This window comes from Micromonospora sp. DT41 (assembly GCF_049841715.1).
Taxonomy (GTDB): domain Bacteria; phylum Actinomycetota; class Actinomycetes; order Mycobacteriales; family Micromonosporaceae; genus Micromonospora; species Micromonospora profundi.
This window is the reverse complement of record NZ_JBNCKU010000004.1, coordinates 332,211-358,164: the sequence shown is the minus strand read 5'-3', so window position 1 is coordinate 358,164 and position 25,954 is coordinate 332,211. Positions and strand designations below refer to the sequence as shown.

The following is a 25,954-nucleotide window of genomic DNA, read 5'->3' as shown; positions in this document are numbered from 1 at the left end:
TCACGCTGGGTGAGCGTCGTGCCGCCTGCTGTCTGCCGCCTGCCCATCGGGGTGCGGCTTCAGCGGCGGCGGGTGCAGACCTCGTCTGCGCTCGCGACGGAGTCGGTGGACCAGACGACGGCCACCGTGAAGCAGTAGTCGTTGGCGCGGTTCAGCGCGTAGACGATGTAGGTGTCGGTGCCGGCCGGCAGCGTGGCGATAGCGGTCTTGTCCTGCCCGGCCCGCCCGGCGGAGATGACCACCGGACCCTCGCCGCCCGCCGGGTACGTCCAGCGCAGGGCGATGTTGTCCCGGTTGTCGCGCAGGGCCACCGAGCCCGGCGGAGTGCCGGGCGCGGCCGGAGGCGGAGGCGTGCCGGTGGGTGCGGCGCCGCCCGGTGCCGCACTGCCGGTGGCCGGCGTACCCGAGGCCGGCGGGCCGGTGCTCGTCGAGCTGACGCCGGGGGAGGTGCTGTCCGCTCTGGGCTGCTGGTCGTCACCGTCGCCGACCCGGGCTACGCCGGCGATCACCGCTGCTGTGCCCAGCAGCACCACGACCACGCCGGCCACCAGTATCGGCAGGAGCCGGTTGCGCGTCGGGGGCGCCGCCCGATGCACCGGCACCGGCAGGAGACGAGAGGGCGTGTACGGCTCCGCCGGCTGGTACGGATCGTCCGGCGCGTACGACTCCGCCGGTGGGAACTCCTCCGCGGGCTGCTCCGGTTGGCGGAGCCGGTAGACGCCGGCTGCCTCTTCGGCGCTGCCGGTGAAGCCGACCACTGACGGCGGCACCGGCGTGCCGGTCGAGTGAGGTGTCGGCTCGTCCGACCACTCCGGTGGCCACTGGAAGCCCGTCGATCCGCCCGGTTCGTCAGCCGGGACGCGGGGATTCGGCACCGAACCACCGCTGACCGTCCCGTGAGCGTCGGTGAACCCGTGACCATCCCCGTAGCCCGGCTCGGCTGAAGTGCTGTCGGGCACCGAAGCCTCGGACGGCTCCGGCGCGGCGGGCGGAGGCGCCGACGGGTGGTAGTCGGATTCGACCGGCCGGTTGTCCTGCGGCCCGTTGTCGTGCGGCGGGTGACGGGCGGCCGGCACCAGCGGGGCGTCCCGACCGACGGGTGCGTCGTCGGCGCAGACGTGGTCGGGGTTGGCCGCCGCCCGGGCCAGGGCCGCTACCTGCTGGGCCAGCGGGTCGTCGGCGGGCAGGTGCTGCCGGGACAACTCCCGGGCGAGCGCCAGGTTGTCGTGCGCCTCGGTGAACTGCCCGCAGTCGCGCTGCATGGCGCCGAGCCGAGCCAGCATCTTGATGCCGCTGGGGTGCCCGTCGCCGTACACCTCGCGGTGCAGCTCCCAGGCGTCCTGGAGTCGGTCGCGGGCCACCGTGCACTGGCCCCGGGCGTACTCGACGGTGGCCAGGTCGGCGTGCGCGGCGAGCACCCGCAGCGACTCCGGCCCGTCCTGTGCGGTCAGCTCGATGATGACTTCCTGGTAGAGCCGGGCGGCGCGGGAGTGGCTGCCGACCCGGTGCAGCACCGCCGCCAGGGTGGCCGCGGCGGCCACCGTACGCGGGTCGGAGCGGCCGTGCAGCCGGGTGGCGGCGGCGTACGTGAAGGCGGCCCACCCCCGCGCGGAGTGCGGCTCACCGAGGGCGACGAGCACCCGCGCCTGGAGGCTTGCCGCCTCGGCCAACTCGGCTGTGGCGTTGGCGGGGCGTGGGTCGGCGTCGGTGAGCGCGTCGGCGAGCAGCCGCTGCGCACCGGCGAGGTCGCCAGCGGACACGAGGTGCTGCGCCTGATCAGTCAGTTCGCCGAAGCCGGAGGACACGCCCCATCGTGCTCATTCGACGACGTTAAGTACAAGACCCGCGCCGGTGTCGATCGGTCAGGATCTTGTCAGGTGCTCGGCCAGCGTCTCGCTGATCCGGCGCAGCTGGTCGACCTGGGCCGGGCTCAGCGCGTCGAACAGGTGGCGGCGTACCCCCTCGACGTGGCCGGGTGCGGCGGCGCTGAGGGTGGCGAAACCGGCGTCGGTGAGCAGGGCGATCTGCCCGCGCCGGTCGGTGGGGCACTCCTCGCGCCGCACCCAGCCGGCCGCCTCCAGCCGTGCCACCGCGTGCGAGAGCCTGCTGCGCGACGACCCGGTCAGCTCGGCCAGCTCGCTCATCCGTAACTGGCGCCCGGACGCCTCGGAGAGCCGGACCAGGATCTCGTAGTACGCGTGCGGCATCCCCGCGTCGTGTTGCAGCTCGCGGTCGAGCGTGTCCATCAGCGCCCGGGAGGCGGTGAGGAACGCCCGCCAGGTGCGCTGCTCGTCAGGGTCCAACCAGCGGGTCATGACCACCATCATACCCGGAATAGTTGAGCCCTCAACTAAATGGGGCTAACCTCGGGTCATGGGAATCCACAGGCTCAACCACGCGGTCCTCTACGTCAGTGACCTCGCCCGCAGCGTCGCCTTCTACCGGGACGTGCTGGGCTTCCGCCCGGTGGCGATGACCCCGGACGGCTTCCGGGGCGCCACCTTCCTCCAGGCCCCCGACTCCACCAACGACCACGACCTCGGCCTGTTCGAGATCGGCGCCGGCGCCGGGCGGTCGACGGCCGGCCGCGCCACCGTCGGGCTCTACCACCTGGCGTGGGAGGTCGACACCCTCGACGAGTTGGCCGCGACCGCCGAGCGGCTCGCCGCCGCCGGGGCGCTGGTCGGCACGTCCGACCACGGCACGACAAAGAGCCTCTACGGGCAGGACCCGGACGGCCTGGAGTTCGAGGTGGTCTGGCTGGTCCCCGCCGACCGGCTCGACGACGCGACGCTGGCCGCCCGCAAGCGCATCGGCCGGCTCGACCTGGCCGCCGAACAGCAGCGCTACGGCGGGCAGACCCGGGGTGGCGTGGGGATCTCCGTCCCGGCCTGACCGCCCGTAGGGTAGAACGGACCGATGCCGACCGACCGGACCACCGACTTCCTCCGCGAGCTGCTGGTCCGCCAGTTGACGACCTGGCTGCCCGCGGCCCTGCAACGCTCCCGGCGGGCCACCGTGGCACTGGTGTGGGCCGGGGCCGACGGCGGGAGCGCCCAGGCCGCGCTGCGGGTGGTCGCCGCCCACGCCGATCAGGTACGCGGCCGTCGGGTCACGGTGTTGGTGCTGGCCGACGGCACGCCTGAACTGCCGACCCGGCTCGGCCCGGTCGAGGCGGAGTTGCCCGCCGAGGTCACAGTGCACCTGCTGCCCGGCGCTCCGCAGCAGCTGCCGGTCGCGCTGAAGGCGGCCGGGGCGGCGGGGTCACCGCTGTTCAGCTTCCTGGACCTGCCCGACGCCGTGACCCCGCAACTGCTCACCGCCGCCGCCAACGGCCGTACCGGAGAGGTGCTGCTGCACGCCGGCGCCCGCGCCCGCGATGCTCTTGTCGCCGCCGGGTTCCCGCTTGTCGCCGAGGTGGCGCCGGTGCTGCCGGACGGCGAGGCGGCCGGTGTGGTCGCGTTCGGCAGTCGCTCGGACCGGAGCCTGGAGGCGGTCCGCGACGCGCTCTGGGCAGCCGGCGCGGACCTCGACGTGCGCTTGCGTGACCCGTCCGACCCGGCGGGCGCGACTGTCGACGTGGCAGGGGAGCCCGACCTAGCGCCGTTGACCCGCGAGCTGCTGGCCGAGCTGCGCCGGGGTGGGCCACGGGAGGTCACCGAGCTGCGCCGGCACACGCTTACCGCAACCGTCTACCGCGCCAGTGACGCAAACCGAGCGCTGGAAGACCTGCTCCAAAACGGCGACCTGCAACGCGCCCGCGAGTCCGGCCGCCTGGCCGGCGACGAAAAAATAACCCCAACCCGCTAGCCGGCCCCCCGCCGCGCGATCTTGCACTTTCTGCCGCGACACAAGGGGCATCCCACGCAAAACCGCGACCGAAAGCGCAAGATCGCGGGGGTGGGGGTGGGGGTGGGGGTGGGGGTGGGGGTGGGGTGGGTGGGTGGGTGGACGTGGAGCGGGGGTGCGGGGTTTTAGAACAGCCCCCCCCCCAACAACCCGGGTTAGTACACCCGGGCATGTAAATCGAACCAGGCCCGCCGCCCCCGGCGGCCTGCTGCCTTGGTGGGGGGGGCTGGTTCTCTCCCCCCCCCCCCCCCCCCCCCACTCCCGGGATGCTACGACCGGGACTTGTCCTGCTTCCAGGACAGCGGACCCGGCAGGTCGACCCGGTGCGCCTTGGCCCGCGAGTTCCAGGACCAGCGTCCGATCTTGATGCTCCACGAGGAGAAGCCGTTCTCGGTGAAGTTCAGGATGATCGGACCGTACTTCTTGCGCTTGCGAAACATGAGGCCCATCAGAGGACTCCCCTCGTCACCAGTTCCCTGCCGTGTCGAGATCGAACATTCCCGAACCGTCGAATTCCGAAACCCCGTCGGCTCCAGCCTGGACAGTGACGTGGCGCGACCGTGAAATCCCTATTCATCAGATAGGTGTTGCGCGTCGGTAAACGCTGCTCAGATCGTTTCGTAACACGCACAGCGATCCAGATCTCACCTTGTGGAAGGACATTGACCCGTCGGTCGCACCGACGGCAGCATGAGGTCATGTCGCAGCGGGATGAGCTCCACCTCATCGCTTGCGTGCACGTCGACCTGGTCCGGCACGCGAGCGCGCTCTGTTGAGCTGACCGGATCCATCCGGCCCGGCTCCAGTCGCACTGCACCGCCTACTCACCGCACCACTCAGCACGCACCGCTCGTCGCGGAGCGGCGTGCCTTCGCGCCCCGAACCCGGCGCCCCGCACCTCCCTCGTGGACAGATCAGGAGACTCCTCATGTCCCCACCCCGTCGTGCCCTGCTGCGTACCGTCGCCACCGCCGCCGCGTTGACACTGCTCACCGGTGCCGCAGGTTGCGGCAGCGACGCCCAGGCCGGTGCCGGCCAGGCCAGCGAGCTGCGCTACCAGGGCTCGGTCGGCCAGGTCACCCTCCCGGAACTCGCCGCCGACCTCGGCTACCTCGGCGACGTCCGCCTCAAGTGGATCGGCAACGTCACCGGCGGCCCACAGGACATCCAGGCCACCGCCACCGGGCAGAGCGACTTCGGCGGCGCGTTCAACGGCGCCATCGTCAAGCTCGCCGCCGCCAACGCCCCGATCACCGCCGTCGTCAGCTACTACGGCTCGGACGCGCAGAGCTTCCAGGGCTACTACGTGCTCGACGACAGCCCGATCCGCAGCCCCCGCGACCTGATCGGCCGCAAGGTCGGCATGAACACCCTGGGCGCACACGCCGAGGCGGTGCTCAAGACCTGGCTCGCCCGTGGCGGGCTCACGGCCGCCGAGGTCAAGCAGGTCGAGCTTGTCGCCCTGCCCCCGGTCAACACCGAGCAGTCGCTGCGGCAGAAGCAGATCGACGTGGCGGTGCTCGGCGGCGTGATCCGCGACAAGGCTGTCGACAGCGGCGGCATCCGCACCATCTTCACCGACTACGAGCTGCTCGGTGCGTTCAGCGCCGGCACGTACGTCTTCCGCGACGACTTCGTCAAACGCAACCCGGAGACCGTCAAGGCGTTCGTCACCGGGGTCGGCAAGGCCATCGAGTGGGCCCGCACCCAGCCCCGGGAGACGGTGGTGGCCCGGATGCGGGACATCATCGCCAAGCGCGGTCGCAACGAGGACCCGTCGCTCGTCGCGTACTGGAAGAGCAGCGGCGTCGCCGGCCGGGGCGGCGTGATCGACGAGCGCGAGTTCGGCACCTGGATCGACTGGCTCGCCGCCGAGGGCGAGCTGAAGGGCGACCGCCCCAAGGCCGGCGACATCTACACCAACCGCTTCAACCCCTTCGTGGACGGGGGTGGCGCGTGAGCACCGACAAGATCCTTTTCGACCGGGTGAGCAAGACCTTCGGCGTCCGCGCCACCCGGCGTGGCACCGCTGGCGCGGTCACCGCGCTGGACCGGGTGACCCTCGGGGTACGCGCCGGAGAGTTCCTCGTCGTCGTCGGTCCGAGCGGCTGCGGCAAGTCCACACTGCTCGACCTGCTCGGCGGGCTCACCGAGCCCAGCGGCGGGCAGGTGCTGGTCGACGGGCGACCCGTCACCGGGCCCGGCCTGGACCGGGGCATCGTCTTCCAGCAGTACGCGCTGCTGCCCTGGCGCACCGCCGCCGGCAACGTGGCGTTCGGGCTGGAGGCCAAGGGGGTGCCCCGCGCCGAGCGTGGCGACCTGGTTGCGCACCACCTGGACCTGGTGGGCCTTACCGGCTTCGCCGACCGCTACCCGCACGAGCTGTCCGGAGGGATGAAGCAGCGGGTCGCCATCGCCCGCAGCCTCGCGTACGACCCGGACGTGCTGCTCATGGACGAGCCGTTCGCGGCGCTCGACGCGCAGACCCGTGACTCGTTGCAGGACGAGCTGGTGCGGATCTGGGCCCGTACCGGCAAGACCATCGTGTTCATCACCCACGGCATCGACGAGGCCGTGTACCTCGGTCAGCGGGTGGCGGTGCTGACCTCCCGACCCGGGCGGGTCAAGCAGGTCATCGACATCGACCTCGGCGATCGGGACGCCGTCGAGGACGTTCGCTCCACCGACGCGTTCCGCCATCACCGGCACCAGATCTGGACGCTGCTGCGGGACGAGGTGCGCGCCGCCCAAGCCGCCGAAGGCGCCACCGGCAGTCGCGCCGCCGAAGGCGCCACCGGCAGTCGCACCGCCCACACCGGAGCAGTCGGTGGTCGTACTCCCGTTGTCGCCGGAGCCGATGCGCGGCGCGCGGCGCCGACGGCGGCCCATACCGAGGAGGTCCGCGTTGGTTGACATCGCCGAACGTCCCGCCCGGCTGGCGGCCCCGACGGCCCCGCCCGACGCGGTGGCCACCGCCGGACCTGGTGCCGGCCGCCTGGCCGGACGGCTCCTCGGCCTCGGAGGCAAGGCGCTGCACCGCAGTGTCGCGATCCTCGCGCTGGCCGCGATCTGGGAGGGCGCGCCCCGGCTCGGGCTTGTCGACCGGGTGTTCCTGCCTCCGCTGTCGGAGGTGCTGGTGGCCTGGTGGGAGCTGCTGCGCAGCGGGCAGCTCGCCGAGCACGTCGGCGCGAGCCTGACCCGGTCGCTGGCCGGGCTCGGCCTGGCCGTGCTCACCGCCATCCCGCTGGGGCTGCTGATCGGCTGGTACCGGCCGCTCGCCGAGCTGCTCAGCCCGCTGCTGGAGGTGTTCCGCAACACCGCCGCGCTGGCCCTGCTGCCGGTGTTCGTGCTCATCCTCGGCCTGGGGGAGACCTCCAAGATCGCCCTGGTGCTGTACGCGTGCTCGTGGCCGATCCTGCTGAACACCATCGCCGGCGTGAAGGGCGTCGACCCGCTGCTGATCCGCTCGGCCCGCTCGATGGGGCTCAACCACCTGCGGCTGTTCCAGAAGGTGATCCTGCCGGCGGCGGTGCCGACCATCTTCACCGGGATCCGGCTGGCCGGGGCGTACTCGATCCTGGTGCTCGTCGCGGCCGAGATGGTCGGCGCGAAGGCCGGCCTGGGCTACCTCATCAACTACGCGCAGTACAACTTCGCGATCCCCGACATGTACTCGGGGATCATCACGATCTCCGCCATCGGTCTGGTCGTCAACCAGCTCCTCGTCGCCCTCGAACGCCGCTTCTCCACGTGGCGCGTCGACGTCTCCGCCGGATAGGACTCTGTCATGCCTCGAACCCTGCACCTCAACGCGTTCCTGATGGGCGTCGGCCACCACGAGGCCGCCTGGCGGCACCCCCGCACCGACCCGCGCCGGGTCACCGACGTGCGGCACTTCCAGGAGCTGGCCCGGATCGCCGAGCGCGGCACGCTCGACTCGGTGTTCCTGGCCGACGGGCTGTCGGTCGGGCCGAACCCGCGGCACAACATCCAGGCCGTCTTCGAGCCGCTGACCCTGCTCGCCTCGCTGGCCGCGGTGACCGAGCACATCGGTCTCATCGCGACGGTCTCCACCACCTACAACGAGCCGTTCCACACCGCCCGCAAGTTCGCCTCCCTGGACCACCTGAGCGGCGGCCGGGCCGGCTGGAACATCGTCACCTCGGCGCAGGAGCGGGAGGCTGTCAACTTCAACAGGGACAGCCACCCCGCGCACGCCGACCGCTACCGGCGGGCCGCCGAGTTCGTCGACGTGGCCATCAAGCTCTGGGACAGCTGGGAGGACGACGCGCTGGTCTTCGACACCGCCGCCGGGGTGTTCGCCGACACCGACCGGGTGCACGAGGTGGCGCACCGGGGGCCGGAGTTCCAGGTCCGTGGCCCGCTCAACATTCCCCGACCGCCGCAGGGTCGGCCGCTGCTCGTGCAGGCCGGGTCGTCGCCGGACGGCATCGCCTTCGCCGCCCGGTACGCCGAGGCCGTCTTCACCGCCCAGCAGACCCTCGCCGACGGGCAGGGCTTCTACGCCGAGCTGCGCCGCCAGGTCACCGCCGCGGGCCGGAACCCCGACCTGGTGAAGGTGCTGCCCGGCATCGCGCCCGTGCTCGGCGGCACCGAGGCCGAGGCGCGCACGCTCGCCGCCGAGTTGGAGGAGCTGATCGTCCCCGAGTACGCGCTCGCACAGCTCTCCGGGATGCTCGGCATCGACCTCACCGGCCTGCCGCTCGACGGGCCGCTGCCCGAGCTGCCGGACTCCGGCACCGTGCAGGCCCACCAGAGCCGCTACCAGCTCGTCACCGACCTTGCCCGCCGGGAGAAGCTCACCGTCCGGCAGCTCATCGGTCGGCTCGGCGGCGGCAGGGGCCACCGCGTGGTCGCCGGAACGCCGGAACAGATCGCCGACCAGATCGAGCTGTGGTTCACCCAGGGCGCCGCCGACGGGTTCAACATCATGCCGCCGCACCTGCCCGGCGGTCTGGCCGACTTCGTCGACCACGTCGTGCCGGTGCTGCGCGCCCGAGGGCTGTTCCGCACCGAGTACACCGGTGCGACGCTGCGCGAGCACTACGGCCTGCCCCGACCGGCCAGCGCGTACGCCGCGCCGGCCCTGGTGCCGGCGTGACCACCGTCGAACGTCCGACGGCGGACGCCGCCGAACTGCAACCCGTCGACCGGGACCTGTTCCGCGCGCTGCTGCGCCGGCAGGCCACCAGCGTCACAGTGGTCACCGCTGTCGCTCGGGCCACCGACCCGGCCTGCCTGGGCGGGATCGGCGCACCGATCCGGGCCGGGTTCACCGCAACCTCGTTCACGTCGGTCTCCCTGGACCCGCCGCTCGTGTCGTTCTGCCTGGGCGTCGACTCGTCGAGCTGGCCGGTGCTGGCCCGCGCCGAGCACGTCGCAGTGCACCTGTTGGCCGCCGGGCAGCGGGAGGCCGCCGCCGTCTTCGCCACCAGCGGGATCGACAGGTTCGCCGCGTACCCGGACTGGACGCCGGGGCCGTTCGGTGTGCCGCTGCTGACGGGAGTGCTGGCCCGGCTGCTCTGCCGGGTGGTGCACCGCGTCCCCGCCGGCGACCACACGCTGGTGATCGCCGAGCCGCTCGCCCTTGGCGACGGCGGCGACGGCGAGCCGCTGGTGCACCACCAGGGTGGCTACACCACCGCCGTCAAGCCGGTGCCGGCGTGAGCGCACCCGCCGTGCCCGACCTGCTCGCGCTGGACCGGGCCGCCCAGGACCTGCTGTTCCGGGCGGCCCGCACGGCGAACACGTTCACCGACGAGCCGGTCACCGACGCGCAGGTCGCTGCCATCCACGACCTGTTCCGGTACGGGCCGACCGCGTACAACGGCCAGCCGCTGCGGTTGCTGCTGCTGCGCTCGCCGGAGTTCCGCGCCCGGTTGCTGCCGTACGTGTCCAGCAGCAACCGGGCCAAGACGGCCAGCGCCCCGCTGACCGCCGTCCTCGCCGCCGATGTGGACTTCCACGAGCGGTTGCCGGAGCTGTATCCGCACCGCCCGCAGGCCCGCGACTGGCTCGCCGACCGGGCGGAACGCGTCGCGCAGGCCCGGTTCAACGCGGCCCTGCAGATCGGCTACCTGTTGGTGGGCGTACGTGCGGCAGGGCTGGCCGCCGGCCCGATGGCGGGCTTCGACCCCGCAGGTGTCAAGCGGGAGTTCTTCCCCGACGGTCGTCACGAGGTGCTGCTCCTGCTCAACCTCGGGCGTCCCGGCCCGGACGCGTGGCAGCCACGCCTGCCCCGGCTCGAGACCGGCGAGGTGGTCCGCACCCTGTAAGGGGAGCTGCGACCCACGACGGGCCCGCCCCCGGTGCCGGCGCGATGCCGACTCCGGGGGCGGGACGGTCCGGGGTCAGGCCCCCTTGACCCAGTCGAGGGTGAACCGGGCGAAGAAGATGCCTCCGGTGTTGCCCACCTCGTACAGGTTGCCGATCGTGCCGTCGTTGAGCACGGCCATCGTGGAGTAGCCAGCGGCGCCCGGCTTGACAAGCGCCCGCGCCGGCCAGCTGGCACCGTCATCGGTGGACAGCCGGACGGTGAGATCGTTGCGGGCGGCCGGGGCCGCGTTGTTGCTGAACAGGGCGGTACGGGTGCGCACCGGGGCGCCGTTGGCACCCACCTCCGACGGGCGCAGGTAGGACATCTCGTCGGCGTTGCACAGCGGGTCGGTCAGCAGGGCGCTGGCCGTGGCCGGGCCGAACGTGGCGCCGCCGTCGGTGGACGTGGAGTAGAACCGGCTGCGGGTGCTGTTGTGCCGCATGTTCTGCACGATGGCGCCGGTGCCGCGCTCGATCGCCTTGCTCTCGTTGATGTTTCCGCCGGCGGGTCCACCGCGCCGCCATGTCGCACCGTTGTCGTCGCTGTAGATGTTGCCGGTCTGGGTGAGGCCCGCCCCGTCCCGGTAGACGAACGGCTGGATCAGGCGTCCGGTGCTGCTCTGGATGCCGTGTCCGGAGGAGAAGAACGCCTGCTGCCAGGTCGGGACCTTGATCGTCGGGTTCAGCTCCACCGGGGCACTCCAGGTGGCGCCGTTGTCCCTGCTGGTGATGTATTGCAGGTGCAGGCTGTTCGGGTCGTTGGCGGTGTTGAGGCCCGACGAGCCGGACCAGAAGCTGATGCCCGGCCGGGGCGAGTAGGTGAAGAAGCAGTAGACGGTGCCGGTCCTGCGGTCCACCAGCAGGCTCGGGTCGCCCGCTCCCTCGCTGGTGGTGGCGGGGGCGTGGATGATCCGTGGCTGCTCGAAGGTGCGGCCGCCGTCGGTGCTGCGGGTCATGGCGATCTGGATGTTGTTGGTGCCACCGCCGAGGTCGTACGAGCCGTTGATCCGGGCGTCGGCGACGGCGATGACGGTGCCGTTGTTGGTGACGGCCATGCCCGGGATGCGGACCGAGGCGGAGGTGCCGTCGTAGCGGCCGCTGGGGCCGTTGAGGTTGCGGATGACGCTCTGCGTGGTCAGCACGGCCGTGCTGTTCATCTGCGGGGTGCCGGCGTTCAGGCCGCACCCGGCGGTGCCCCGCAGGGTGGTGTCGAAACCGGGCGCGGTGACCCGCAGGGTGTACGGGGTGCCGGCGCCGACCGTCCAGTAGTGCAGGTAGTTGCCGCTCGCGGCGATGGTGCGGGTCCACGGGGATCCGGTGCGGCCGGGCCACGTGACGGTGAAGTCCCGGGCGGTCGTGGTGCGGTTTTCAAGCGCGAGCTGGAGTCGGCCGGCCGTGCAGTCGTAGCTGGTGACCGCGGACATGCCGGTGCCACAGTGGAAGATCCCGGCGGAGGTGTCGTCCAACCCGGTCGGCGTGGTCGTCCGCAGCGTGTACGGGGTGCCTGCCGGGAGCGTCCAGTACAGCTCGCTGCTGGTGCTGCCGGCGGCGACCGTCCGGGTCCAGGGGGAGTTGGCCCGGCCGGGCCAGGTCACGGTGAAGGTCTGCGCGGTGGTGCTGCCGTTGGTGAGCAGCAGGTGGAGCCTGCCCGTCGTGCAGTCGGCACTGGCGGTGGCGCTCACGCCGGCGGGGGCGGCGTGGGCTGGGGCGGCGGGCAGGATCGCGACCAGGGCGAGGACGGCGGCCACGACCGCCATTACTCGGCGAGGGCGTGCGGGGGCACGGGACACAGGATTCCTTCCGAGGGCGGGGGAGGGGTGCGGAGGGGAAACCAGTCAGATAAGACGTCGGATATCTGATGTCATGACGCTAAGGGGCGCCGCGCGGGTCGTCAATAGATCGACGAAGGCGTACGCGTGAGGGTGTTCCGGTCCGCAGTGGACGTGTCAGACGCCTGGGGAAGGTGCGGCCGTCAGCGACGCTGACCGTGGACGGCCGTCACGGCGACCCGGCCAGTCGATGACGTGGCCGGGTCGTTACGCGGAGTCGGCGGGCGGCGCCTGTGGCGCTTCAGGACTGCACGGCGCGCGCGATGCTCGCCCGGATCGGGGCGTAGTGCTCGGCGATGGCGGCGCGTAGATCGGCCACCTCGCCGGCCGCGATGGCGTCCACGATTGCGCGGTGCCGCTGTGCGGTGATCAGCCGGTCTTCCGGCTCGGTGCGCAGAGTGGGGGCGACGATGGCCTGCACCTGCCAGAACGCCTCGGTCAGTTGGAGGATCAGGTCGTTGCCGAGGGGTTCCAGCAGCTTCACGTGGAAGGCGCGGTCGACGTCGAGGAAGTCCATCCCCTGCGCGGCGAGGGTCTCCATCTCGTCGACGAGCGTGGCGAGTTCCGCCTGGTGCTCGCTGTCGAGAACGGCGATGACCTGGGCTGCGAGCCCCTGTTCGAGGGTCTGCCGGACGTCGACGACCTGCCCCAGAACGTGGTGGTCCTCCTCGCCGCTCAGGAGGCCGCGGAAGGTCAGGCTCTCCACGAGGGCGGCGAGCGACATGCGGCCCACGAAGGTGCCGTGGCCGTGCCGCACCTCGACGATGTCGAGAGCCGAGAGGATCTTGACGGCCTCGCGCACGCTGGACCGGCTGGCGCCTACCGCCTCGCACAGTTCCGCCTCGGTGGGGAGGAGGTTCCCCGGCTTGAGGCGATTGCGCAGGATGTACTCCTTGATCTTGGTCGCAACCTCCTGCCGGCGGGGACCCGGGCGCTCCGCACCGCGCAGCGGGAACGCGTCAATGGTCGTCATCTGGCACTTGCCCTTCCCTCACGAATCTGCGACTCTCACCCTATCGGCATCAGATGTCTGACGTCAGACCCCATTATCTTCGAATCCCTCAGCGCGAGCGTGTATGCAAGCGCATGAAGAGCCTATGGAGGCAGCTACGTGAGCACCACCGTCAAGCCATCGGAGGGGCGGCGTTTCCCCCAGCGCCGGCTCCGCTCGTTGGCCACCGCGTCCGCCGCGGCAACCCTCGCGCTCGGACTGGCCGCGTGCAGCGGCGGCCCGGCCTCGACCAACGCCGTCGAAGGCGGTAACGGGGGGTCGACCTCGATCGAGACCACTCTGGCGTTCACCCTCTCCAGTGGGTTCGACCCGGGGAACGCCTCGTCGGCGGTGGCGACGGCGGTCAACCAGCACATCTTCGAGGGTCTGATCGACCTAGACCCGATCACCAGGGAACCGTACCGTGCCCTGGCCAAGGAAGACCCGGTGGCCAGCGCCGACGGGCTCACGTACACGGTGGCCGTACGCGACGGCGCGAAGTTCTCCGACGGCACCCCGGTCACCGCCGAGGACGTCGCCTGGTCCTTCGAGCGCGTGCTGAAGCCGGCGGACCCCAAGGCCCCGCCGCTGATGCAGGGGTTCGTGTCGTTCATCGACTCGGTGACCGCCAAGGACGCGACGACCGCCGAGTTCAAGCTGAAGTACCCGTTCGCCCTGTTCGCCGAGCGGATCTCCGTCATCAAGATCCTGCCGAAGGCGAAGACCGCGGACGCGGCCGCCTCGAAGGCCTTCGACACGGCACCGATCGGCTCCGGCCCTTTCAAGATGGACAGCGCGTCCAAGGAGTCGGGCATCAAGCTGAGCAAGAACCCGAACTACAGCGGACCCCGTCCCGCCAAGGTCGAGACGATGACCTGGAACACCACCTCCGAGGCCTCCGCGCGGGTGTCTGACCTGCAGGGCGGCCGGGTCCAGGCCATCGAGTCGGTGCCGTACCTGAACGTCGACTCGCTCAAGGACAAGTACACCGTCGACGTCAAGCAGGCCTTCAACCAGGTCTTCCTCATGTTCAACACGTCGGCGGCGCCGTTCAACGACAAGCGGGTGCGCCAGGCCCTGCACTACGCCATCGACAAGGACGCGGTCATCAAGACCGCGCTCAACGGCTACGGCACCCCGGCGACGAGCTACCTGGACGAGGGCAACAAGGACTACCAGAAGGCCGCCACCGTCTACGACCACAACCTGGACAAGGCCAAGGCACTGCTTCAGGAGGCTGGCGTCTCGAACCTGTCGTTCCAGCTCGACACCACTGACAACTCCGCGGTGAAGGACGTCGCCCCGCTGGTCATCGAGCAGTGGAAGAAGATCGGCGTCAACGCCAGCCTTAACACCGTGCCGTCCTCGGCCATCTACGGTGACATCGTTCCGAAGGACACCTTCCGGGTGCTGATGGCCACCGGAGACCCAAGCGTCTTCGGCGTCGACACCGACCTGCTGCTGCGCTGGTTCTACTACGGCGAGACCTGGCCCGGTCAGCGTTACCGGTGGAGCGCCGCCGACCGCAAGGCCATGGCCGACCTGCTCGACAAGGCCGCGCAGACCTCCGACGAGGCGGCCCGCAAGGCCCTGTGGAAGCAGGCTCTGGACAAGGTGGCCGACGAGGTTCCCCTCTACCCGATCCTGCACACCAAGGTCGTCACCGCGTACGACCCCACCAAGCTCACCGGCTTCTCGGGTGCGGCGACCACCGGCCTGTACTTCCTGGGCAGCAGCCGAAAGGGCTGAGCCCGCCTCGGGGGCCCGGACCCGGCCCCTCCGCGTCCCGCCCAGCCTTCTGCCCCTTGGGCTGGGCGGGACGTCCCGGCGCCCTCGACGAAAGAAAGACACCATGCTGAGCGTTCTGAGCCTGGTCGCGCGACGACTCCTGACCCTGATACCGCTGGTGCTGGGCATCACGATCTTCGTCTTCGTGATCATGCAGTTCTCACCGATCGACCCCGCGCTGTCCGTCCTCGGCGACCAGGCGACCCCCGCGCAGGTGGCCGCGTTCAAGGCCGCCAACGGCCTCGACGACCCGCTGCCGCTGCGGTACCTGCACTTCCTGGGCGACCTGCTCCGGGGCGATCTGGGCGTGACCTTCCCGCCGTCCGTCCCGGTCGCCGACAAGATCGCCACCGCGCTGCCGCTGACGATCCAGCTGACGGCACTCGGCATCGTCGGCGCCCTGGTCATCGCGCTGGTCCTCGGCATCCCCGCTGCGCTGTACCGGGACCGCTGGCCCGACCAGGTCATCCGGTTCGTCTCGATGGCCGGTATCGCCATGCCGTCGTTCTGGCTGGCCCTCCTGCTCATCCAGGAGCTGTCGGTCCGCCGCCCGCTCTTCCCGACCGGCGGGTACGTCAACCCCGGTGACTCGTTCTCCCTCTGGTTGCAGTCCCTCGCGATGCCCGCGCTCGCGCTCGCCGTGCCGGTCGGCTGCTCACTGGCCCGCATCGTGCGGACGTCGATGGTGGAGGAACTCGACAAGGACTACGTACGCACCGCCATCGGCGCAGGGCTGCCACCCCGCGTGGTGATCGGACGCAACGTGCTGCGCAACGCGCTCGTCAACCCGCTCACCGTGCTGGGCCTGCGGATCGGCTACCTGCTGGGCGGCACGGTCGTCATCGAGGCCATCTTCTCGCTGCCCGGCATGGGCACCCAGATCATGAGCGCCGTACAGCAGAACGACACCGCCCTCGCGCAGGGAACCGTGCTGACGATCGCCATCTGCTTCGTCTTCGTGAACCTGGTGGTCGACATCCTCTACCTCTTCGCCAACCCTCGACTGCGCGGAGCCCACTGATGCGTCGCACACTCACCGCTCGGCTTTCGCAGCCAGGTATCGCCTTCACACGGCTCAGCGTCACGGCCCGGATCGCACTGAGCTTCGTGCTGCTCATCGTCGTGGTGGGCATCTTCGCGCCGCTGATCCTGCGGCACGACCCCGCGCAGGCCGGGCTCGGTCCCGCGCTTACCGGCCCGAACGGCGACTACTGGTTCGGCCTGGACAAGCTCGGACGCGACGTGTTCTCGCGGCTGGTCGCCGGCACCCGGCGCTCGTTGATCGTGGGCTTCGGCAGCGCCGGCATCGCCCTGGTGGTCGGCGCGATCCTGGGCGCGCTGGCCGGAACCAGCCGGCCCGCTATCGACGAGGTGGTGATGCGGTGCCTCGACGTCGTCATGGCGTTCCCCGCCATCGTGCTCTCCGCCCTGCTGATCATCTCCTTCGGCAAGAACAGCCTCCTGGTCCTCGTGGTCGCGATCGGCTTCGTCTTCGTGCCCTCGATCGCGCGTATCGTGCGCGCCAACGTGCTCTCGCAGTACCGGGAGGACTACGTCGCGGCCGAACGGATCATCGGCGCCCGACGGCCGCACATCCTCTGGCGGCACATCCTGCGCAACTGTGCCGCCCCGATCCTCGTCTTCGTCACCGTCATGGTGGCCGACGCGATCGTGTTCGAGGCGTCCCTCTCCTTCATCGGCGGCGGGCTCGCGCCCCAGGAGGCGGCGTCCTCGTGGGGTTCGGTCATCGCCTTCGGCAAGGAGATGGTCCAGATCGGTGGCTGGTGGGCCACGTTCTTCCCCGGCCTGCTGATCCTGCTGACAGTGCTCGCCCTGAACGTGCTCTCCGAGGGCATGTCCGACGCCTGGGCCGCCCCGGCGGCGCGGCGTGCCACCGCGACCAAGGCCGGCGACGCGCAGGAGGAGGCGCAGCCCGGCTTTGGTGAGCTGGTGCGGCTGCCCGGCCTGCCCGAGGCGGCGCAGCGGCTGCGCGAGCGGGCCCGGCCGCTCCCGCAGGGTGATCCCGTCCTTGAGGTCCGGAACCTCTCCATCGGGTTCGAGGGGCGCCATCGGGGTGTCGACATCGTCGACGACCTGACCTTCGACGTCCGTCCCGGCGAGGTGCTGGGCCTGGTGGGGGAGTCCGGCTCGGGCAAGTCGCTGACGTCGCTCGCCGTGATGGGTCTGCTGCCGCAGGGCGCCCGGGTTCGCGGCGAGGTCCGCTTCGCGGGCACCGACCTGCTGACGTTGAGTGCGAAACGTCGCCGTGCCCTGATGGGGCGCGAGATCGCGATGGTCTACCAGGACGCCCTGTCGGCCCTGAACCCCTCACTACGCATCGGCCCCCAGCTCGCCCAGATGATCCGCCGTGGCGGCACCCGGTCGGCCGAGGAGTTGATGGAACTCGTGGGCCTGGACGCCCGGCGCACCCTGTCCGCGTACCCGCATGAGCTCTCCGGCGGCCAGCGGCAGCGCGTGGTGATCGCGATGGCTCTGTCCCGGGACCCGCGCCTGATCATCGCCGATGAGCCGACCACCGCGCTCGACGTCACGGTCCAGGCGCAGGTCATGGAGCTGCTGCTGCGGCTGCGCGGCCAGTTGGGCTTCGCGTTGATCCTGGTCAGCCACGACCTGGCGCTGGTCAGCGACGTCGCGGACCGCGTCGTGGTGATGTACGGCGGGCAGATCGTCGAGAGCGGTGTCACCGCTGACGTGGTCGGAGCGCCGGCGCACCACTACGCCCGAGGGCTTCTCGGCTCCGTGCTCTCCCTCGAAGCCGGCGCGGAACGGCTCACCCAGATCCGTGGCGTGGTGCCGTCGCCGGCCGACTTTCCGTCGGGCTGCCGGTTCGCCGACCGCTGCCCGATGGCGACGGAGGTCTGCCGGGAGGAGACGCCCCGCCTGGAGGGCGCTGCCGGCCACCTGTACGCCTGCCACCACCCGGCCGTCAATGTCAGGGAAGAGGAGCTGGCCCGATGAGTGCGTCAGTCCCGCGTGACTCGATCGTCGAGCTGCGCGATGTGCACGTGGTCCACCGCACCCGTGGGGGCGGCATGTTCAGCCGCGAGCGGGTGTACGCCCTCACCGGCGCGGACCTGACCGTGCGTGCCGGTGAGACCATCGGTGTCGTCGGTGAGTCCGGCTGCGGCAAGTCCACGATGGCCAAGGTGCTTGTGGGCCTGCAACGGCCGACGAGCGGCACCGTCGCATTCGCCGGCAAGGACGTCTGGTCGATGAACGCGTCCGAACGACGGCAGCACATCGGCGCCGGCGTCGGCATGATCTTCCAGGACCCGGCCACGTCGCTGAACCGGCGCATGCCGGTCCGCGACATCCTGCGTGACCCGCTCGACGTGCACCGTCGCGGCACCCGCAGACAGCGCGAGGACCGGGTCAACGAACTGATGGCCCTGGTGGGGCTGCCCCGGTCGGTCGCCGACGTCCTGCCGAGCCAGCTCTCCGGCGGCCAACGCCAGCGGGTGTCCATCGCGCGTGCCCTGGCCCTGGAGCCCGGCCTGGTCATCGCCGACGAGCCCACGAGCGCTCTCGACGTGTCGGTACGGGCGCAGATCCTCAACCTGCTCCTGGACCTCAAGGAGCGGCTGGACCTGGCCATGGTCTTCGTCTCGCACGACATCCAGACCGTCAAGCGGATCAGTGACCGCGTAGTCACGATGTACCTGGGCCGGATCGTGGAGCAGACACCCGCCGCCGGGCTCCCCGAGGTCGCGCAGCACCCGTACACCCGGGCGCTCTTCTCCGCCACGCCGGGACTGCTGTCGCCGCTCGACCCGATCCCGCTCGTCGGCCCCGTCCCACTCGCCACCCGTCCGCCCAGCGGCTGTCCGTTCCGTACGCGGTGTTGGAAGGCCACCGACGTGTGCGCCACCGAGATGCCGCCGTCCGAGACGGGCGGTGGGGGTGCCGGCGCCCACGAGTTCCGCTGCTACCACCCCGTTCCCGCTGGATCCAGCAACACAGAGCTTGTCGCACTCGCCAGAGCAGCGACCGGCGGCAACACCCCACTACATGTCGAGGAGACAGCGTGACCAGCCCTGCCCCGCGGTTCGCCGGAGTCGTGCCGCCGGTCGTCACCCCCCTGACCGAGGAGGGCGCGGTCGACGTCGCCTCCCTCGAGCGGCTCGTCGAGCGGATGCTCGCCGCCGGGGTCGACGGCCTCTTCGCCCTCGGCAGCTCCGGCGAGACGGTGTTCCTCACCGACAGTCAACGGGACCAGGCCCTCGAAACCGTCGTGAAGACCGTCGGTGGCGCCGTACCCGTCATGGCCGGTTGCATCGAGCCGACCACCCGCCGGGTACTCGACCGGGCCGACGCGTCGACGCGTCTGGGCGCCGACGGTCTGGTGGCGACGGCACCTTTCTACGCCATCGTCGGCCCGCACGAGGTCGAGCGGCACTTCCGGTCCCTCGCCGCGTCGGTCGAGCTTCCGCTGCTGGCGTACGACATTCCGGTCTGCGTGCACACCAAGCTCTCCCCGGATCTGCTGAGCCGGCTCGCGGCGGAGGGTGCCCTCGCGGGTGTCAAGGACTCCAGCGGCGACGACGTCTCCTTCCGCCAGTTGGTGCTGGCGATCGCGGAACGCGCCCCGGACGCCGGCTTCAGCCTGCTGACCGGGCACGAGGTGGTGGTCGACGCGATGATGCTCGCCGGTGCCTCCGGCTCCGTCCCCGGGCTGGGCAACGTGGACCCGGCCGGCTACGTGCGGCTGCACCGGGCCTGCGTGAACGGCGACTGGGACACCGCGCGCGCCGAGCAGGACCGGCTGACCCGGTTGTTCCGTATCGTCGACGCGGCCGACCCGGCGACGGCGGCGGGGGCCACCCGGGGCGTGGGCGCGTTCAAGACCGCCCTGGCCCTGCTCGGTGTCATCGACAGCAACGCGGTGTCGCTTCCGCTGCGACCGCTCGACGCCGACGAGACGGGCCGTGTACGCGCCCACCTGGAGCTGGCGGGGCTGCTCTAGCCATGTCCGAGGCACGCACATTTCCGGTCGTCGCCGCGCTCGACATCGGGGGCACCAAGACGGCCGCCGCCATCGTGACCCGCCACGGTGAGATCGTGGATCGGCTCACCGCCCCTACCTCCGGTCGGGCTGGGGCGACCGCCATCCTCGACACCGCGGCCGATCTCGTCGCTCGGCTGCGGGCGAGCGTCACGGGGACACACGTCCGGGCGGTCGGAGTGGGCAGCGCCGGGGTGATCGACCACCGGACGGGCCGGGTGCTCTCGGCCACCGACACCCTTGCCGGTTGGGCCGGTACGGACCTGAGCGGACGACTGCGGGACCTGCTCGGCCTGCCCGTCACCGTCATCAACGACGTGCACGCCCACGCCCTCGGCGAGGCGCGGCACGGCGTGGCGGCCGGCCACGAGACGACGCTCTTCGTCGCGGTCGGCACCGGCATCGGTGCCTCGTTCGTCATCGACGGCACCGTGCTCGCCGGTGCCCACTCCACTGCCGGTCACGCCGGCCACCAGCCCTCGCCGTACGCCGGAGGGCTGGCGTGCACCTGCGGCGGGCACGGCCACCTTGAGGCGATCGCCTCCGGGCCCGGCCTCACGCAGGAGTACGCGCGGCGTACCGGCCAGCCGGTCGACGACCTGCGGGCGGTGGCCGCCCGCGCCGCGGACGGCGACGCGGTGGCCCGGGAGGTCATCCTGCTGGGCGGCACCGCCGTCGGCTCGGCTGTCGGCGGGCTTGTCAACATGCTCGATCCCGGCGCGGTCGTGGTCGGCGGCGGGGTCGCGGGCCTCGGCGACTTCTGGTGGCAGGCACTTCGCGACGCCGTGCGGCGGGAGACGTTGCCCAGCCTGGACGACGTGCCCGTGCTGGCCTCGGCCCTCGGTTCGGATGCCGCACTGCTCGGCGCCGCCTCACTCGCCTGGGAGGGCACCGCATGAACGCGCTTGTCGACGCACTCCGCCACCGACTGGTCGTGTCCTGCCAGGCGTACCCGGGTGAGCCGATGCGTACCCCGGACACGATGCGCCGGGTCGCTCTCGCGGCCGCCGAAGGTGGAGCCGCAGGCATCCGCGCGCAGGGGCTCGCGGACATCGCGGCCATCCGGGAGGCCGTCGACCTGCCGCTGATCGGGCTCTGGAAGGACGGCGACGACCCCGTCTTCATCACCCCGACGCTTGACCACGCGCTGGCCGTGGCCGAGGCCGGAGCGCACGTCGTCGCGCTCGACGGCACCGCGCGGCCCCGGCCGGACGGTCGCACCCTCGACGAGACGATCGCCGCCGTCCACGAGCGGACCGGGGCCCTGGTGATGGCCGACTGCTCCACCCTCGACGAGGGGATCGCCGCCGCCGCGGCGGGCGCCGACCTGGTCGGCACCACCCTGGCCGGCTACACCGCGTACACGACCAAGGGGCCCGGCCCGGACCTGGACCTCGTCGCCCAGCTCGCCGCCGCGATCGACGTGCCGGTGGTCGCGGAGGGCCGGATCCACACCCCGAGCCAGGCGGCGCAGGCGCTGCGGGCCGGAGCGTGGACGGTGGTGGTGGGCACGGCGATCACCCACCCCACCACAATCACCGGCTGGTTCGCCTCGGCCATGACGGACGCCGTCTGAGTCAGCGCGGCTCCCAGGCGTCCGGGAGTGCGGTGAGCTTGCGGACGTGCGCGGGCAGCCGGCCGCTGACGATCTCGGCGAGGCTCACCTCGTCGACGACCCGCCGGACGGCGGCGCGCACCGCCACCCACAGGCCGGGCAGGTTCTCCGCCGCACCCTCGTACCGGGTCTCCTCCGGCCGCAGGCCGCGCACCCCGGCGAGAGGGCCCTCCACGGCACGCAGCACCATGCCGACGGTCACCTCCCGTGGCGGCCGGGCCAGGGTGTAGCCGCCCTCGGCGCCCCGCTGGGCGCGGACGATGCCGGCCCGGCGCAGGTCGGCCAGGACCGCCTCCAGGAACTTGCGGGGCATGTCCTGGTCTGCGGCGATGGCCTGGGTGGACAACAGCGAGGGGTACGCGGTCGCGAGGCTCAGCGCCGCCCGTACCGCGTAGTCGCCGCGCGCGGAGATCTGCACCCTGTCATCATGCCCGCCCGGTGCCGCCGTCTGGGCCGGTGGGCGACCCGGACCGCCTGGCGTGCCCCCCGTTTGCCGGTTCGCCGAGCGGGCCGGAGCGGAACCACCCCCCATTGGCACCCGTCGGCTCGACCGGCGATCGGGGGCGTACGACCCGGCCGGCCGCCGGCTGCTCGCGGGCCGCCCGGAACGCGCCAGGGCTCGTCCCGGTCTCCCTGGTGAAGAAGCGACCGAAGTTGGTGGGCTCGGAGAAGCCGAGCTGTCGGCCGATCTGCGCGATCGGCTCGTCGGTCGCCGCGAGCAGTCGACCCGCCTGCAACGCGACCCGCTCGTCGATCACCTGTTTGGCGCTGCGACCGGTTACGGCCAGGCAGGCCCGGGTCAACGTCCGCACCGAGCACCCGAGCGCGATCGCGTAGTCCTCGACCCGTCGCGTCCCCTGGTAGCCGTGCTCTACTTCGCGGCTGAACCGCTGGAACGTCTCCACCTCGGGTCGCTGGGGTGACCGGTCCACGCCGGGCAGGGCCAGCCGCAGCAGCAGCACGGCGAGCTGGTGGCGCAGCAGAGCACGGGCGGCGGGTGTTCCGTCGCCGTGCCGTTGACAGTCCACGGCCAGCTGGCTGACCTCGCTGATCACCGCGTCCTCGTCCTCGCCGGCAAGTTGCCGCCACGTCGGCGGGGCGTCCGGGTCGACAGCGAGACCGCGCAGCGCCTCGGTGGTCCAACCCACCACCGTCGCGTCGAACTGCGGGCCGGCGCATCGCAGCAGCTGACCAGCGCGGACCCGCAGCAACGTGCCGGGTCGGCAGGGCAGCAGGTGGAAATCGAGCTCGGCGTCGCCGTGCCCCCGGGTGGTGAGGACCAGCAACTCGCGCTCGACGATGACCGGCCGGCGCCAGCCCGGGTCACCGGCGAGGTCGGCAAGCGCGAACGTGGAAATCTCGTCGGCTACGGGTGACGCCGTTCCGATCGGTGGCGCGGGGGAGGGATCGGTAGAGACCATCGCCTGCGACGGTAGCCCGAACCGCAGGTCATTGCATCCCGATCAGCGGTGCGCGTCGTTCCTGTGGCCCTCGCGACGTACCTGCAGGGGTTGTCGCGATCCTGGAGGCCGGGCTACCTTACCCGGCGGTAGCGCCGTCCGGCCCCGGTCCGCCGGTCGCCCGCCGGGCCGGCAGGCACCGCCGACTCGCGATGGGATGGGCATGACGCAGCTGTTCTCGGTCGAAGGCAAGACGGTACTGGTCACCGGCGGCTCGCGGGGCATCGGTCTGATGATCGCCCAGGGCTTCGTCCGGGCCGGCGCCCACGTGATCATCTCGTCCCGCAAGGCGGACGTCTGCGAGGCGGTCGCCAAGGAACTCTCCTCGGAGGGGCGCTGCGAGGCCATCCCCGCCGACCTGGGCGCCGACGCCGGTGCCGAGGCACTCGCCGCCGCCGTGCGGGACCGCTTCGGTCGCCTCGACGTGCTCGTCAACAACGCCGGCGCCACCTGGGGTGCCCCGCTGGAAAACTACCCGGAAGCCGCGTTCGACAAGCTCTGGGCGGTCAACGTGAAGGCGGTCTTCCGGCTCACCACCGCCCTGCTGCCAGCGCTGCGCGCCGCTGCCAGCGCCGACGACCCCGCCCGTGTCATCAACATCGGGTCCATCGACGGCATCCGCGTGCCGTGGATGGAGGTCTACGCCTACTCGGCCACGAAGGCTGCCGTGCACATGCTCACCCGCAGCCTCGCCCACCAGCTCGCCGGCGAGCAGATCACCGTCAACGCGATCGCCCCCGGCCCGTTCGAGAGCAAGATGATGGCGTTCGCCCTGGACGACCCGGCGAGCCGGGCCAGCATCGAGCAGCAGGTGCCGCTGGGCCGCATCGGACGCCCTGACGACATGGCCGGCACTGCCATCTACCTGTCCTCGCGGGCCGGCGCGTACCTCACCGGCGCGGTCATCCCCGTCGACGGCGGCATCACCACCCACGGTTGAGCACCGGTCGACCCGGGGTGCGGCGGACCCGCGTACCCCGGGTGTGCCGGGGCCGCGCGGACTCGGCAGATCCGCGCGGCCCCGTCTGGCCGGTTTGCCCGTTCGGGCGGTGGTCAGCGACCGGCGAGCAGCCGGGTCACCGCCGTGTCGACGTCCAGGTGCTCGGCCTCCCGGCCGCGCGGGACGACGACGTAGGTCCGTCGAAGGAAACGCACCAGGACGCTGCGCGGCACCTCGAAGAGGGCGTTGCCGTCCGGTGACGAGAGCGCCAGCGCGACGAAGTCGCCGCGCGGGGTGGCCCAGGGCCAGACCCGCACGTCGCCGATGCCGGCTGGCTCGTCCAGGCCGGTGACGAGCAGTTCGCGGGCGAAGGACCAGCTCACCGCCTCGCCGCCGGCAGATTCGGCATGGAACAGGACATGGACCGCATACGGGTCAGCAGGGTCGTAACGCAGACTGGCACGCACCGGCAAGGCGGTGGCGTCAGGTGCGACGAGCCTTAGCGACGTCTCGACCTCTACGGTCGTCGGTCGGATGACACTCATGGACGTTCTCCCCCCGGCACCGCTGCGGAACGCGCGTGTCCCGCTTTTCCCATACTCAGGTGCTACTCCTGGCTACGCTCCGCCATACGCTGACTTCACCCAGTGGTGGGAAGGGGGACGGAAAGACCGCGTGAATGTGAGGATTCATGTAGGATTTCCGGTTCTGCCCAGTGCGTGATGCCGCCCGGCATCGGGTGGTTCAGTCGTCGACTTACTCCGGTAACGTCCAGTCGGCCGTTGCAGTGACGGGCCCGAGCGACACTGGGGGGTGAAATGGTCACTAACCGGTCCTCAGTGGATCCGGTGGTCGTGTCCGGTCCGCCGAACGTCGCGGCCCGAGCAGCCGAAAAGCGGGGGTACGAAGTGTCGATGGAGCAGCCACATCCGCCTGGTCGGCCGGCGTCCGACGACAGACGCCCCGGCGGCGATACGCGCACCGGTGGCACCGGTCACAGCGCTGGCGTCCTCGTGACCGCCGAGCGCCCCCGGCGTCCCCGCTGGCGGGAGCGCATCTCCACCACCCTCGACCTCATCCGCGCCAACCCCACCGGCCGGATCACCCTCAAGATCGTCGTCGCGATCGTCGGGGCGCTTGTGGTGACCATCGGCATCGCCCTCATCCCGCTGCCCGGCCCCGGCTGGCTGCTGGTCATCGCCGGCCTCGGCATCTGGGCCGTCGAATACCACTGGGCCCGCCGACTGCTCGCCTTCACCCGCCGACACGTGTACGCCTGGACCAACTGGGCCAAACGACAGTCGCTGCCGCTGCGCTTCGTACTCGGCGCCGTGGGGATGCTCTTCGTGGGCACTGTGGTCTGGCTCTCCCTCAAGTACAGCTTCGACATCGACCTGGTCGCCATCGCGCTGGACTACCTCGGGGCGCGCTGACCCCGGATTTCCGGTCCGGCTCCACGATCGGGTAGAGTCAACGGCGCTGAGGGCGATTAGCTCAGTGGGAGAGCGCTTCGTTCACACCGAAGAGGTCGCTGGTTCGATACCAGCATCGCCCACCATGAATATGGCAAGCTCAAGGCCCCTCAATCGAGGGGCCTTGACTCGTATCCGAGGGTCAGTCGCTGCCCGGAGGCAGCGAGAAGGCAGCAAAGGACTTCAACACCCGGCGGTCCCGCTCAGCGGTCGAATGGGTGTAGCGGTTCAACGTCGTTGACGTCTGCTCGTGCCCCATCACCTTCGCCGCGTCGTTGATCGGTACGCCGTCGGATCCCAAGCTGACAGTCGACGTCATCCAAACTCACGGTGCCGGGGCCGTCTCTGGGCAGGTCATGCGGGACCGTGGTCTACTGCCGGCAGGCATCGGCGGCGTCTCGCTTATCTCCTCTTGGCAATGGCGGGCGGGTTGCTGGCCGCCACTGGACTGGGCCTCGAACTGTACTCGTGGACGAAGAGCTGGTCTTGGTGGCCGTCCTGGTTGGTGATCCCCCTGTGTTGCGCCGGCGGTTGGCTGTTACGTGTTGGTGTCCGGCGCTTGAGCAACACCACGTGGCAGAAGGCGTACTGAGGCAGCCAGGGGGCAGCGAGCGCAACGGCGTCGACCGACAGGAGACGACACAGGACAGC

Annotated in this window: 26 protein-coding genes and 1 tRNA gene; 18 read left to right on the top strand and 9 right to left on the bottom strand. The window is 71.2% G+C overall.

What is annotated here, in order from left to right; translation table 11 throughout:
- Nucleotides 1–59: 59 nt before the first annotated feature.
- Together ACLQ23_RS10210 and ACLQ23_RS10205 are read right to left on the bottom strand one after the other, a co-directional pair.
- Entirely contained in the window at nt 60–1,805 is a 1,746-nt protein-coding gene (locus tag ACLQ23_RS10210; protein WP_425880582.1) for a tetratricopeptide repeat protein, read from the bottom strand.
- A 57-nt stretch (nt 1,806–1,862) separates the two neighbouring features.
- Nucleotides 1,863–2,324 (bottom strand): MarR family winged helix-turn-helix transcriptional regulator, encoded by a 462-nt coding sequence (locus tag ACLQ23_RS10205; protein WP_355597148.1) that lies wholly within the window; start codon nt 2,322–2,324, stop codon nt 1,863–1,865.
- Nucleotides 2,325–2,373: 49 nt separating this feature from the next.
- On the opposite strand from ACLQ23_RS10205, the gene ACLQ23_RS10200 reads away from it, so the two are divergent.
- Nucleotides 2,374–2,895 (top strand): VOC family protein, encoded by a 522-nt coding sequence (locus ACLQ23_RS10200; RefSeq protein ID WP_355597061.1) that lies wholly within the window; start codon nt 2,374–2,376, stop codon nt 2,893–2,895.
- 24 nt (nt 2,896–2,919) lie between these two features.
- The gene (locus tag ACLQ23_RS10195; protein ID WP_355632997.1) at nt 2,920–3,810 is read left to right on the top strand and encodes a hypothetical protein; all 891 of its coding nucleotides are present in this window, start codon (nt 2,920–2,922) and stop codon (nt 3,808–3,810) included.
- Between the two features lie 308 nt (nt 3,811–4,118).
- On the opposite strand, the gene ACLQ23_RS10190 is transcribed toward ACLQ23_RS10195, so the two are convergent.
- Nucleotides 4,119–4,298: a DUF4236 domain-containing protein gene (locus tag ACLQ23_RS10190; protein WP_320064829.1), complete on the bottom strand. Its 180-nt coding sequence runs from the start codon at nt 4,296–4,298 to the stop codon at nt 4,119–4,121.
- A gap of 479 nt (nt 4,299–4,777) precedes the next feature.
- On the opposite strand from ACLQ23_RS10190, the gene ACLQ23_RS10185 reads away from it, so the two are divergent.
- Genes ACLQ23_RS10185 through ACLQ23_RS10160 form a run of 6 tightly spaced genes read left to right on the top strand, consistent with a single transcriptional unit; the run spans nt 4,778 to nt 10,145 of the window.
- Nucleotides 4,778–5,809 carry an ABC transporter substrate-binding protein gene (locus ACLQ23_RS10185; protein WP_355629739.1) on the top strand — a complete coding sequence of 344 codons (1,032 nt, stop codon included), beginning with the start codon at nt 4,778–4,780 and terminating at the stop codon, nt 5,807–5,809.
- Nucleotides 5,806–6,762: an ABC transporter ATP-binding protein gene (locus ACLQ23_RS10180; protein WP_355629742.1), complete on the top strand. Its 957-nt coding sequence runs from the start codon at nt 5,806–5,808 to the stop codon at nt 6,760–6,762. Before ACLQ23_RS10185 ends, ACLQ23_RS10180 begins: the two co-directional genes overlap by 4 nt.
- Nucleotides 6,755–7,627, top strand: a complete 873-nt coding sequence (locus ACLQ23_RS10175; RefSeq protein ID WP_355598443.1) for an ABC transporter permease — start codon at nt 6,755–6,757, stop codon at nt 7,625–7,627. The genes ACLQ23_RS10180 and ACLQ23_RS10175 overlap by 8 nt, the downstream gene beginning before the upstream one ends.
- 9 nt (nt 7,628–7,636) lie before the next feature.
- On the top strand, nt 7,637–8,971 hold the full coding sequence (locus tag ACLQ23_RS10170) for an LLM class flavin-dependent oxidoreductase (protein ID WP_355598445.1): 1,335 nt from the start codon (nt 7,637–7,639) through the stop codon (nt 8,969–8,971).
- Nucleotides 8,968–9,537 carry a flavin reductase family protein gene (locus ACLQ23_RS10165; protein WP_355598447.1) on the top strand — a complete coding sequence of 190 codons (570 nt, stop codon included), beginning with the start codon at nt 8,968–8,970 and terminating at the stop codon, nt 9,535–9,537. Before ACLQ23_RS10170 ends, ACLQ23_RS10165 begins: the two co-directional genes overlap by 4 nt.
- On the top strand, nt 9,534–10,145 hold the full coding sequence (locus ACLQ23_RS10160) for a malonic semialdehyde reductase (RefSeq protein ID WP_425880581.1): 612 nt from the start codon (nt 9,534–9,536) through the stop codon (nt 10,143–10,145). Before ACLQ23_RS10165 ends, ACLQ23_RS10160 begins: the two co-directional genes overlap by 4 nt.
- A gap of 75 nt (nt 10,146–10,220) precedes the next feature.
- Here the strand turns inward: ACLQ23_RS10160 and ACLQ23_RS10155 are convergent, their stop codons facing one another.
- Together ACLQ23_RS10155 and ACLQ23_RS10150 are read right to left on the bottom strand one after the other, a co-directional pair.
- The gene (locus tag ACLQ23_RS10155; protein WP_425880580.1) at nt 10,221–11,933 is read right to left on the bottom strand and encodes an exo-alpha-sialidase; all 1,713 of its coding nucleotides are present in this window, start codon (nt 11,931–11,933) and stop codon (nt 10,221–10,223) included.
- Nucleotides 11,934–12,255: 322 nt separating this feature from the next.
- The gene (locus ACLQ23_RS10150) at nt 12,256–12,987 is read right to left on the bottom strand and encodes a FadR/GntR family transcriptional regulator (protein ID WP_355598453.1); all 732 of its coding nucleotides are present in this window, start codon (nt 12,985–12,987) and stop codon (nt 12,256–12,258) included.
- 138 nt (nt 12,988–13,125) lie between these two features.
- Between ACLQ23_RS10150 and ACLQ23_RS10145 the strand changes: the two genes are divergently transcribed.
- From ACLQ23_RS10145 to ACLQ23_RS10115, 7 genes are all read left to right on the top strand, one after another.
- Entirely contained in the window at nt 13,126–14,754 is a 1,629-nt protein-coding gene (locus ACLQ23_RS10145) for an ABC transporter substrate-binding protein (RefSeq protein ID WP_355629748.1), read from the top strand.
- 103 nt (nt 14,755–14,857) lie between these two features.
- A complete protein-coding gene (locus ACLQ23_RS10140; RefSeq protein ID WP_425880579.1) occupies nt 14,858–15,814 on the top strand; it encodes an ABC transporter permease in 957 nt (318 codons plus the stop codon).
- Nucleotides 15,814–17,772 (top strand): dipeptide/oligopeptide/nickel ABC transporter permease/ATP-binding protein, encoded by a 1,959-nt coding sequence (locus tag ACLQ23_RS10135; RefSeq protein ID WP_425880578.1) that lies wholly within the window; start codon nt 15,814–15,816, stop codon nt 17,770–17,772. The genes ACLQ23_RS10140 and ACLQ23_RS10135 overlap by 1 nt, the downstream gene beginning before the upstream one ends.
- The gene (locus ACLQ23_RS10130) at nt 17,769–18,842 is read left to right on the top strand and encodes an oligopeptide/dipeptide ABC transporter ATP-binding protein (protein WP_425880577.1); all 1,074 of its coding nucleotides are present in this window, start codon (nt 17,769–17,771) and stop codon (nt 18,840–18,842) included. The genes ACLQ23_RS10135 and ACLQ23_RS10130 overlap by 4 nt, the downstream gene beginning before the upstream one ends.
- Entirely contained in the window at nt 18,839–19,777 is a 939-nt protein-coding gene (locus ACLQ23_RS10125) for a dihydrodipicolinate synthase family protein (protein ID WP_355598463.1), read from the top strand. Before ACLQ23_RS10130 ends, ACLQ23_RS10125 begins: the two co-directional genes overlap by 4 nt.
- 2 nt (nt 19,778–19,779) lie before the next feature.
- Nucleotides 19,780–20,715, top strand: coding sequence for an ROK family protein (locus ACLQ23_RS10120; RefSeq protein ID WP_425880576.1), 936 nt, complete (start codon nt 19,780–19,782; stop codon nt 20,713–20,715).
- Complete coding sequence (locus tag ACLQ23_RS10115) at nt 20,712–21,392, top strand: N-acetylmannosamine-6-phosphate 2-epimerase (protein ID WP_355629759.1); 681 nt, start codon at nt 20,712–20,714, stop codon at nt 21,390–21,392. The genes ACLQ23_RS10120 and ACLQ23_RS10115 overlap by 4 nt, the downstream gene beginning before the upstream one ends.
- Before the next feature lies 1 nt (nt 21,393).
- On the opposite strand, the gene ACLQ23_RS10110 is transcribed toward ACLQ23_RS10115, so the two are convergent.
- Together ACLQ23_RS10110 and ACLQ23_RS10105 are read right to left on the bottom strand one after the other, a co-directional pair.
- The gene (locus ACLQ23_RS10110; RefSeq protein ID WP_306272357.1) at nt 21,394–21,849 is read right to left on the bottom strand and encodes an RrF2 family transcriptional regulator; all 456 of its coding nucleotides are present in this window, start codon (nt 21,847–21,849) and stop codon (nt 21,394–21,396) included.
- A gap of 7 nt (nt 21,850–21,856) precedes the next feature.
- Nucleotides 21,857–22,852, bottom strand: a complete 996-nt coding sequence (locus ACLQ23_RS10105; RefSeq protein WP_355629764.1) for a helix-turn-helix domain-containing protein — start codon at nt 22,850–22,852, stop codon at nt 21,857–21,859.
- Between the two features lie 202 nt (nt 22,853–23,054).
- Here ACLQ23_RS10105 and ACLQ23_RS10100 point away from each other — a divergent pair, with 202 nt between their 5' ends.
- A complete protein-coding gene (locus ACLQ23_RS10100) occupies nt 23,055–23,831 on the top strand; it encodes a glucose 1-dehydrogenase (RefSeq protein WP_355598473.1) in 777 nt (258 codons plus the stop codon).
- Nucleotides 23,832–23,944: 113 nt separating this feature from the next.
- Here ACLQ23_RS10100 and ACLQ23_RS10095 read toward each other — a convergent pair whose 3' ends face one another.
- Nucleotides 23,945–24,376, bottom strand: coding sequence for an SsgA family sporulation/cell division regulator (locus ACLQ23_RS10095; RefSeq protein WP_053653619.1), 432 nt, complete (start codon nt 24,374–24,376; stop codon nt 23,945–23,947).
- A 294-nt stretch (nt 24,377–24,670) separates the two neighbouring features.
- On the opposite strand from ACLQ23_RS10095, the gene ACLQ23_RS10090 reads away from it, so the two are divergent.
- Nucleotides 24,671–25,264, top strand: coding sequence for a TIGR02611 family protein (locus ACLQ23_RS10090; RefSeq protein ID WP_425735429.1), 594 nt, complete (start codon nt 24,671–24,673; stop codon nt 25,262–25,264).
- A gap of 50 nt (nt 25,265–25,314) precedes the next feature.
- Nucleotides 25,315–25,389, top strand: a tRNA-Val gene (locus ACLQ23_RS10085).
- A gap of 56 nt (nt 25,390–25,445) precedes the next feature.
- On the opposite strand, the gene ACLQ23_RS10080 is transcribed toward ACLQ23_RS10085, so the two are convergent.
- Entirely contained in the window at nt 25,446–25,622 is a 177-nt protein-coding gene (locus ACLQ23_RS10080; protein ID WP_355629783.1) for a hypothetical protein, read from the bottom strand.
- Nucleotides 25,623–25,954: the final 332 nt, after the last annotated feature.

Bases quoted from the DNA above. Each gene is read 5' to 3' on its own strand.
- ACLQ23_RS10205 (WP_355597148.1), bottom strand. From the start codon at position 2,324: ATGGTGGTCATGACCCGCTGGTTGGACCCTGACGAGCAGCGCACCTGG.
- ACLQ23_RS10200 (WP_355597061.1), top strand. From the start codon at position 2,374: ATGGGAATCCACAGGCTCAACCACGCGGTCCTCTACGTCAGTGACCTC.
- ACLQ23_RS10195 (WP_355632997.1), top strand. From the start codon at position 2,920: ATGCCGACCGACCGGACCACCGACTTCCTCCGCGAGCTGCTGGTCCGC.
- ACLQ23_RS10190 (WP_320064829.1), bottom strand. From the start codon at position 4,298: ATGGGCCTCATGTTTCGCAAGCGCAAGAAGTACGGTCCGATCATCCTG.
- ACLQ23_RS10185 (WP_355629739.1), top strand. From the start codon at position 4,778: ATGTCCCCACCCCGTCGTGCCCTGCTGCGTACCGTCGCCACCGCCGCC.
- ACLQ23_RS10170 (WP_355598445.1), top strand. From the start codon at position 7,637: ATGCCTCGAACCCTGCACCTCAACGCGTTCCTGATGGGCGTCGGCCAC.
- ACLQ23_RS10150 (WP_355598453.1), bottom strand. From the start codon at position 12,987: ATGACGACCATTGACGCGTTCCCGCTGCGCGGTGCGGAGCGCCCGGGT.
- ACLQ23_RS10140 (WP_425880579.1), top strand. From the start codon at position 14,858: ATGCTGAGCGTTCTGAGCCTGGTCGCGCGACGACTCCTGACCCTGATA.
- ACLQ23_RS10135 (WP_425880578.1), top strand. From the start codon at position 15,814: ATGCGTCGCACACTCACCGCTCGGCTTTCGCAGCCAGGTATCGCCTTC.
- ACLQ23_RS10130 (WP_425880577.1), top strand. From the start codon at position 17,769: ATGAGTGCGTCAGTCCCGCGTGACTCGATCGTCGAGCTGCGCGATGTG.
- ACLQ23_RS10120 (WP_425880576.1), top strand. From the start codon at position 19,780: ATGTCCGAGGCACGCACATTTCCGGTCGTCGCCGCGCTCGACATCGGG.
- ACLQ23_RS10115 (WP_355629759.1), top strand. From the start codon at position 20,712: ATGAACGCGCTTGTCGACGCACTCCGCCACCGACTGGTCGTGTCCTGC.
- ACLQ23_RS10105 (WP_355629764.1), bottom strand. From the start codon at position 22,852: ATGGTCTCTACCGATCCCTCCCCCGCGCCACCGATCGGAACGGCGTCA.
- ACLQ23_RS10100 (WP_355598473.1), top strand. From the start codon at position 23,055: ATGACGCAGCTGTTCTCGGTCGAAGGCAAGACGGTACTGGTCACCGGC.
- ACLQ23_RS10095 (WP_053653619.1), bottom strand. From the start codon at position 24,376: ATGAGTGTCATCCGACCGACGACCGTAGAGGTCGAGACGTCGCTAAGG.
- ACLQ23_RS10080 (WP_355629783.1), bottom strand. From the start codon at position 25,622: ATGACGTCGACTGTCAGCTTGGGATCCGACGGCGTACCGATCAACGAC.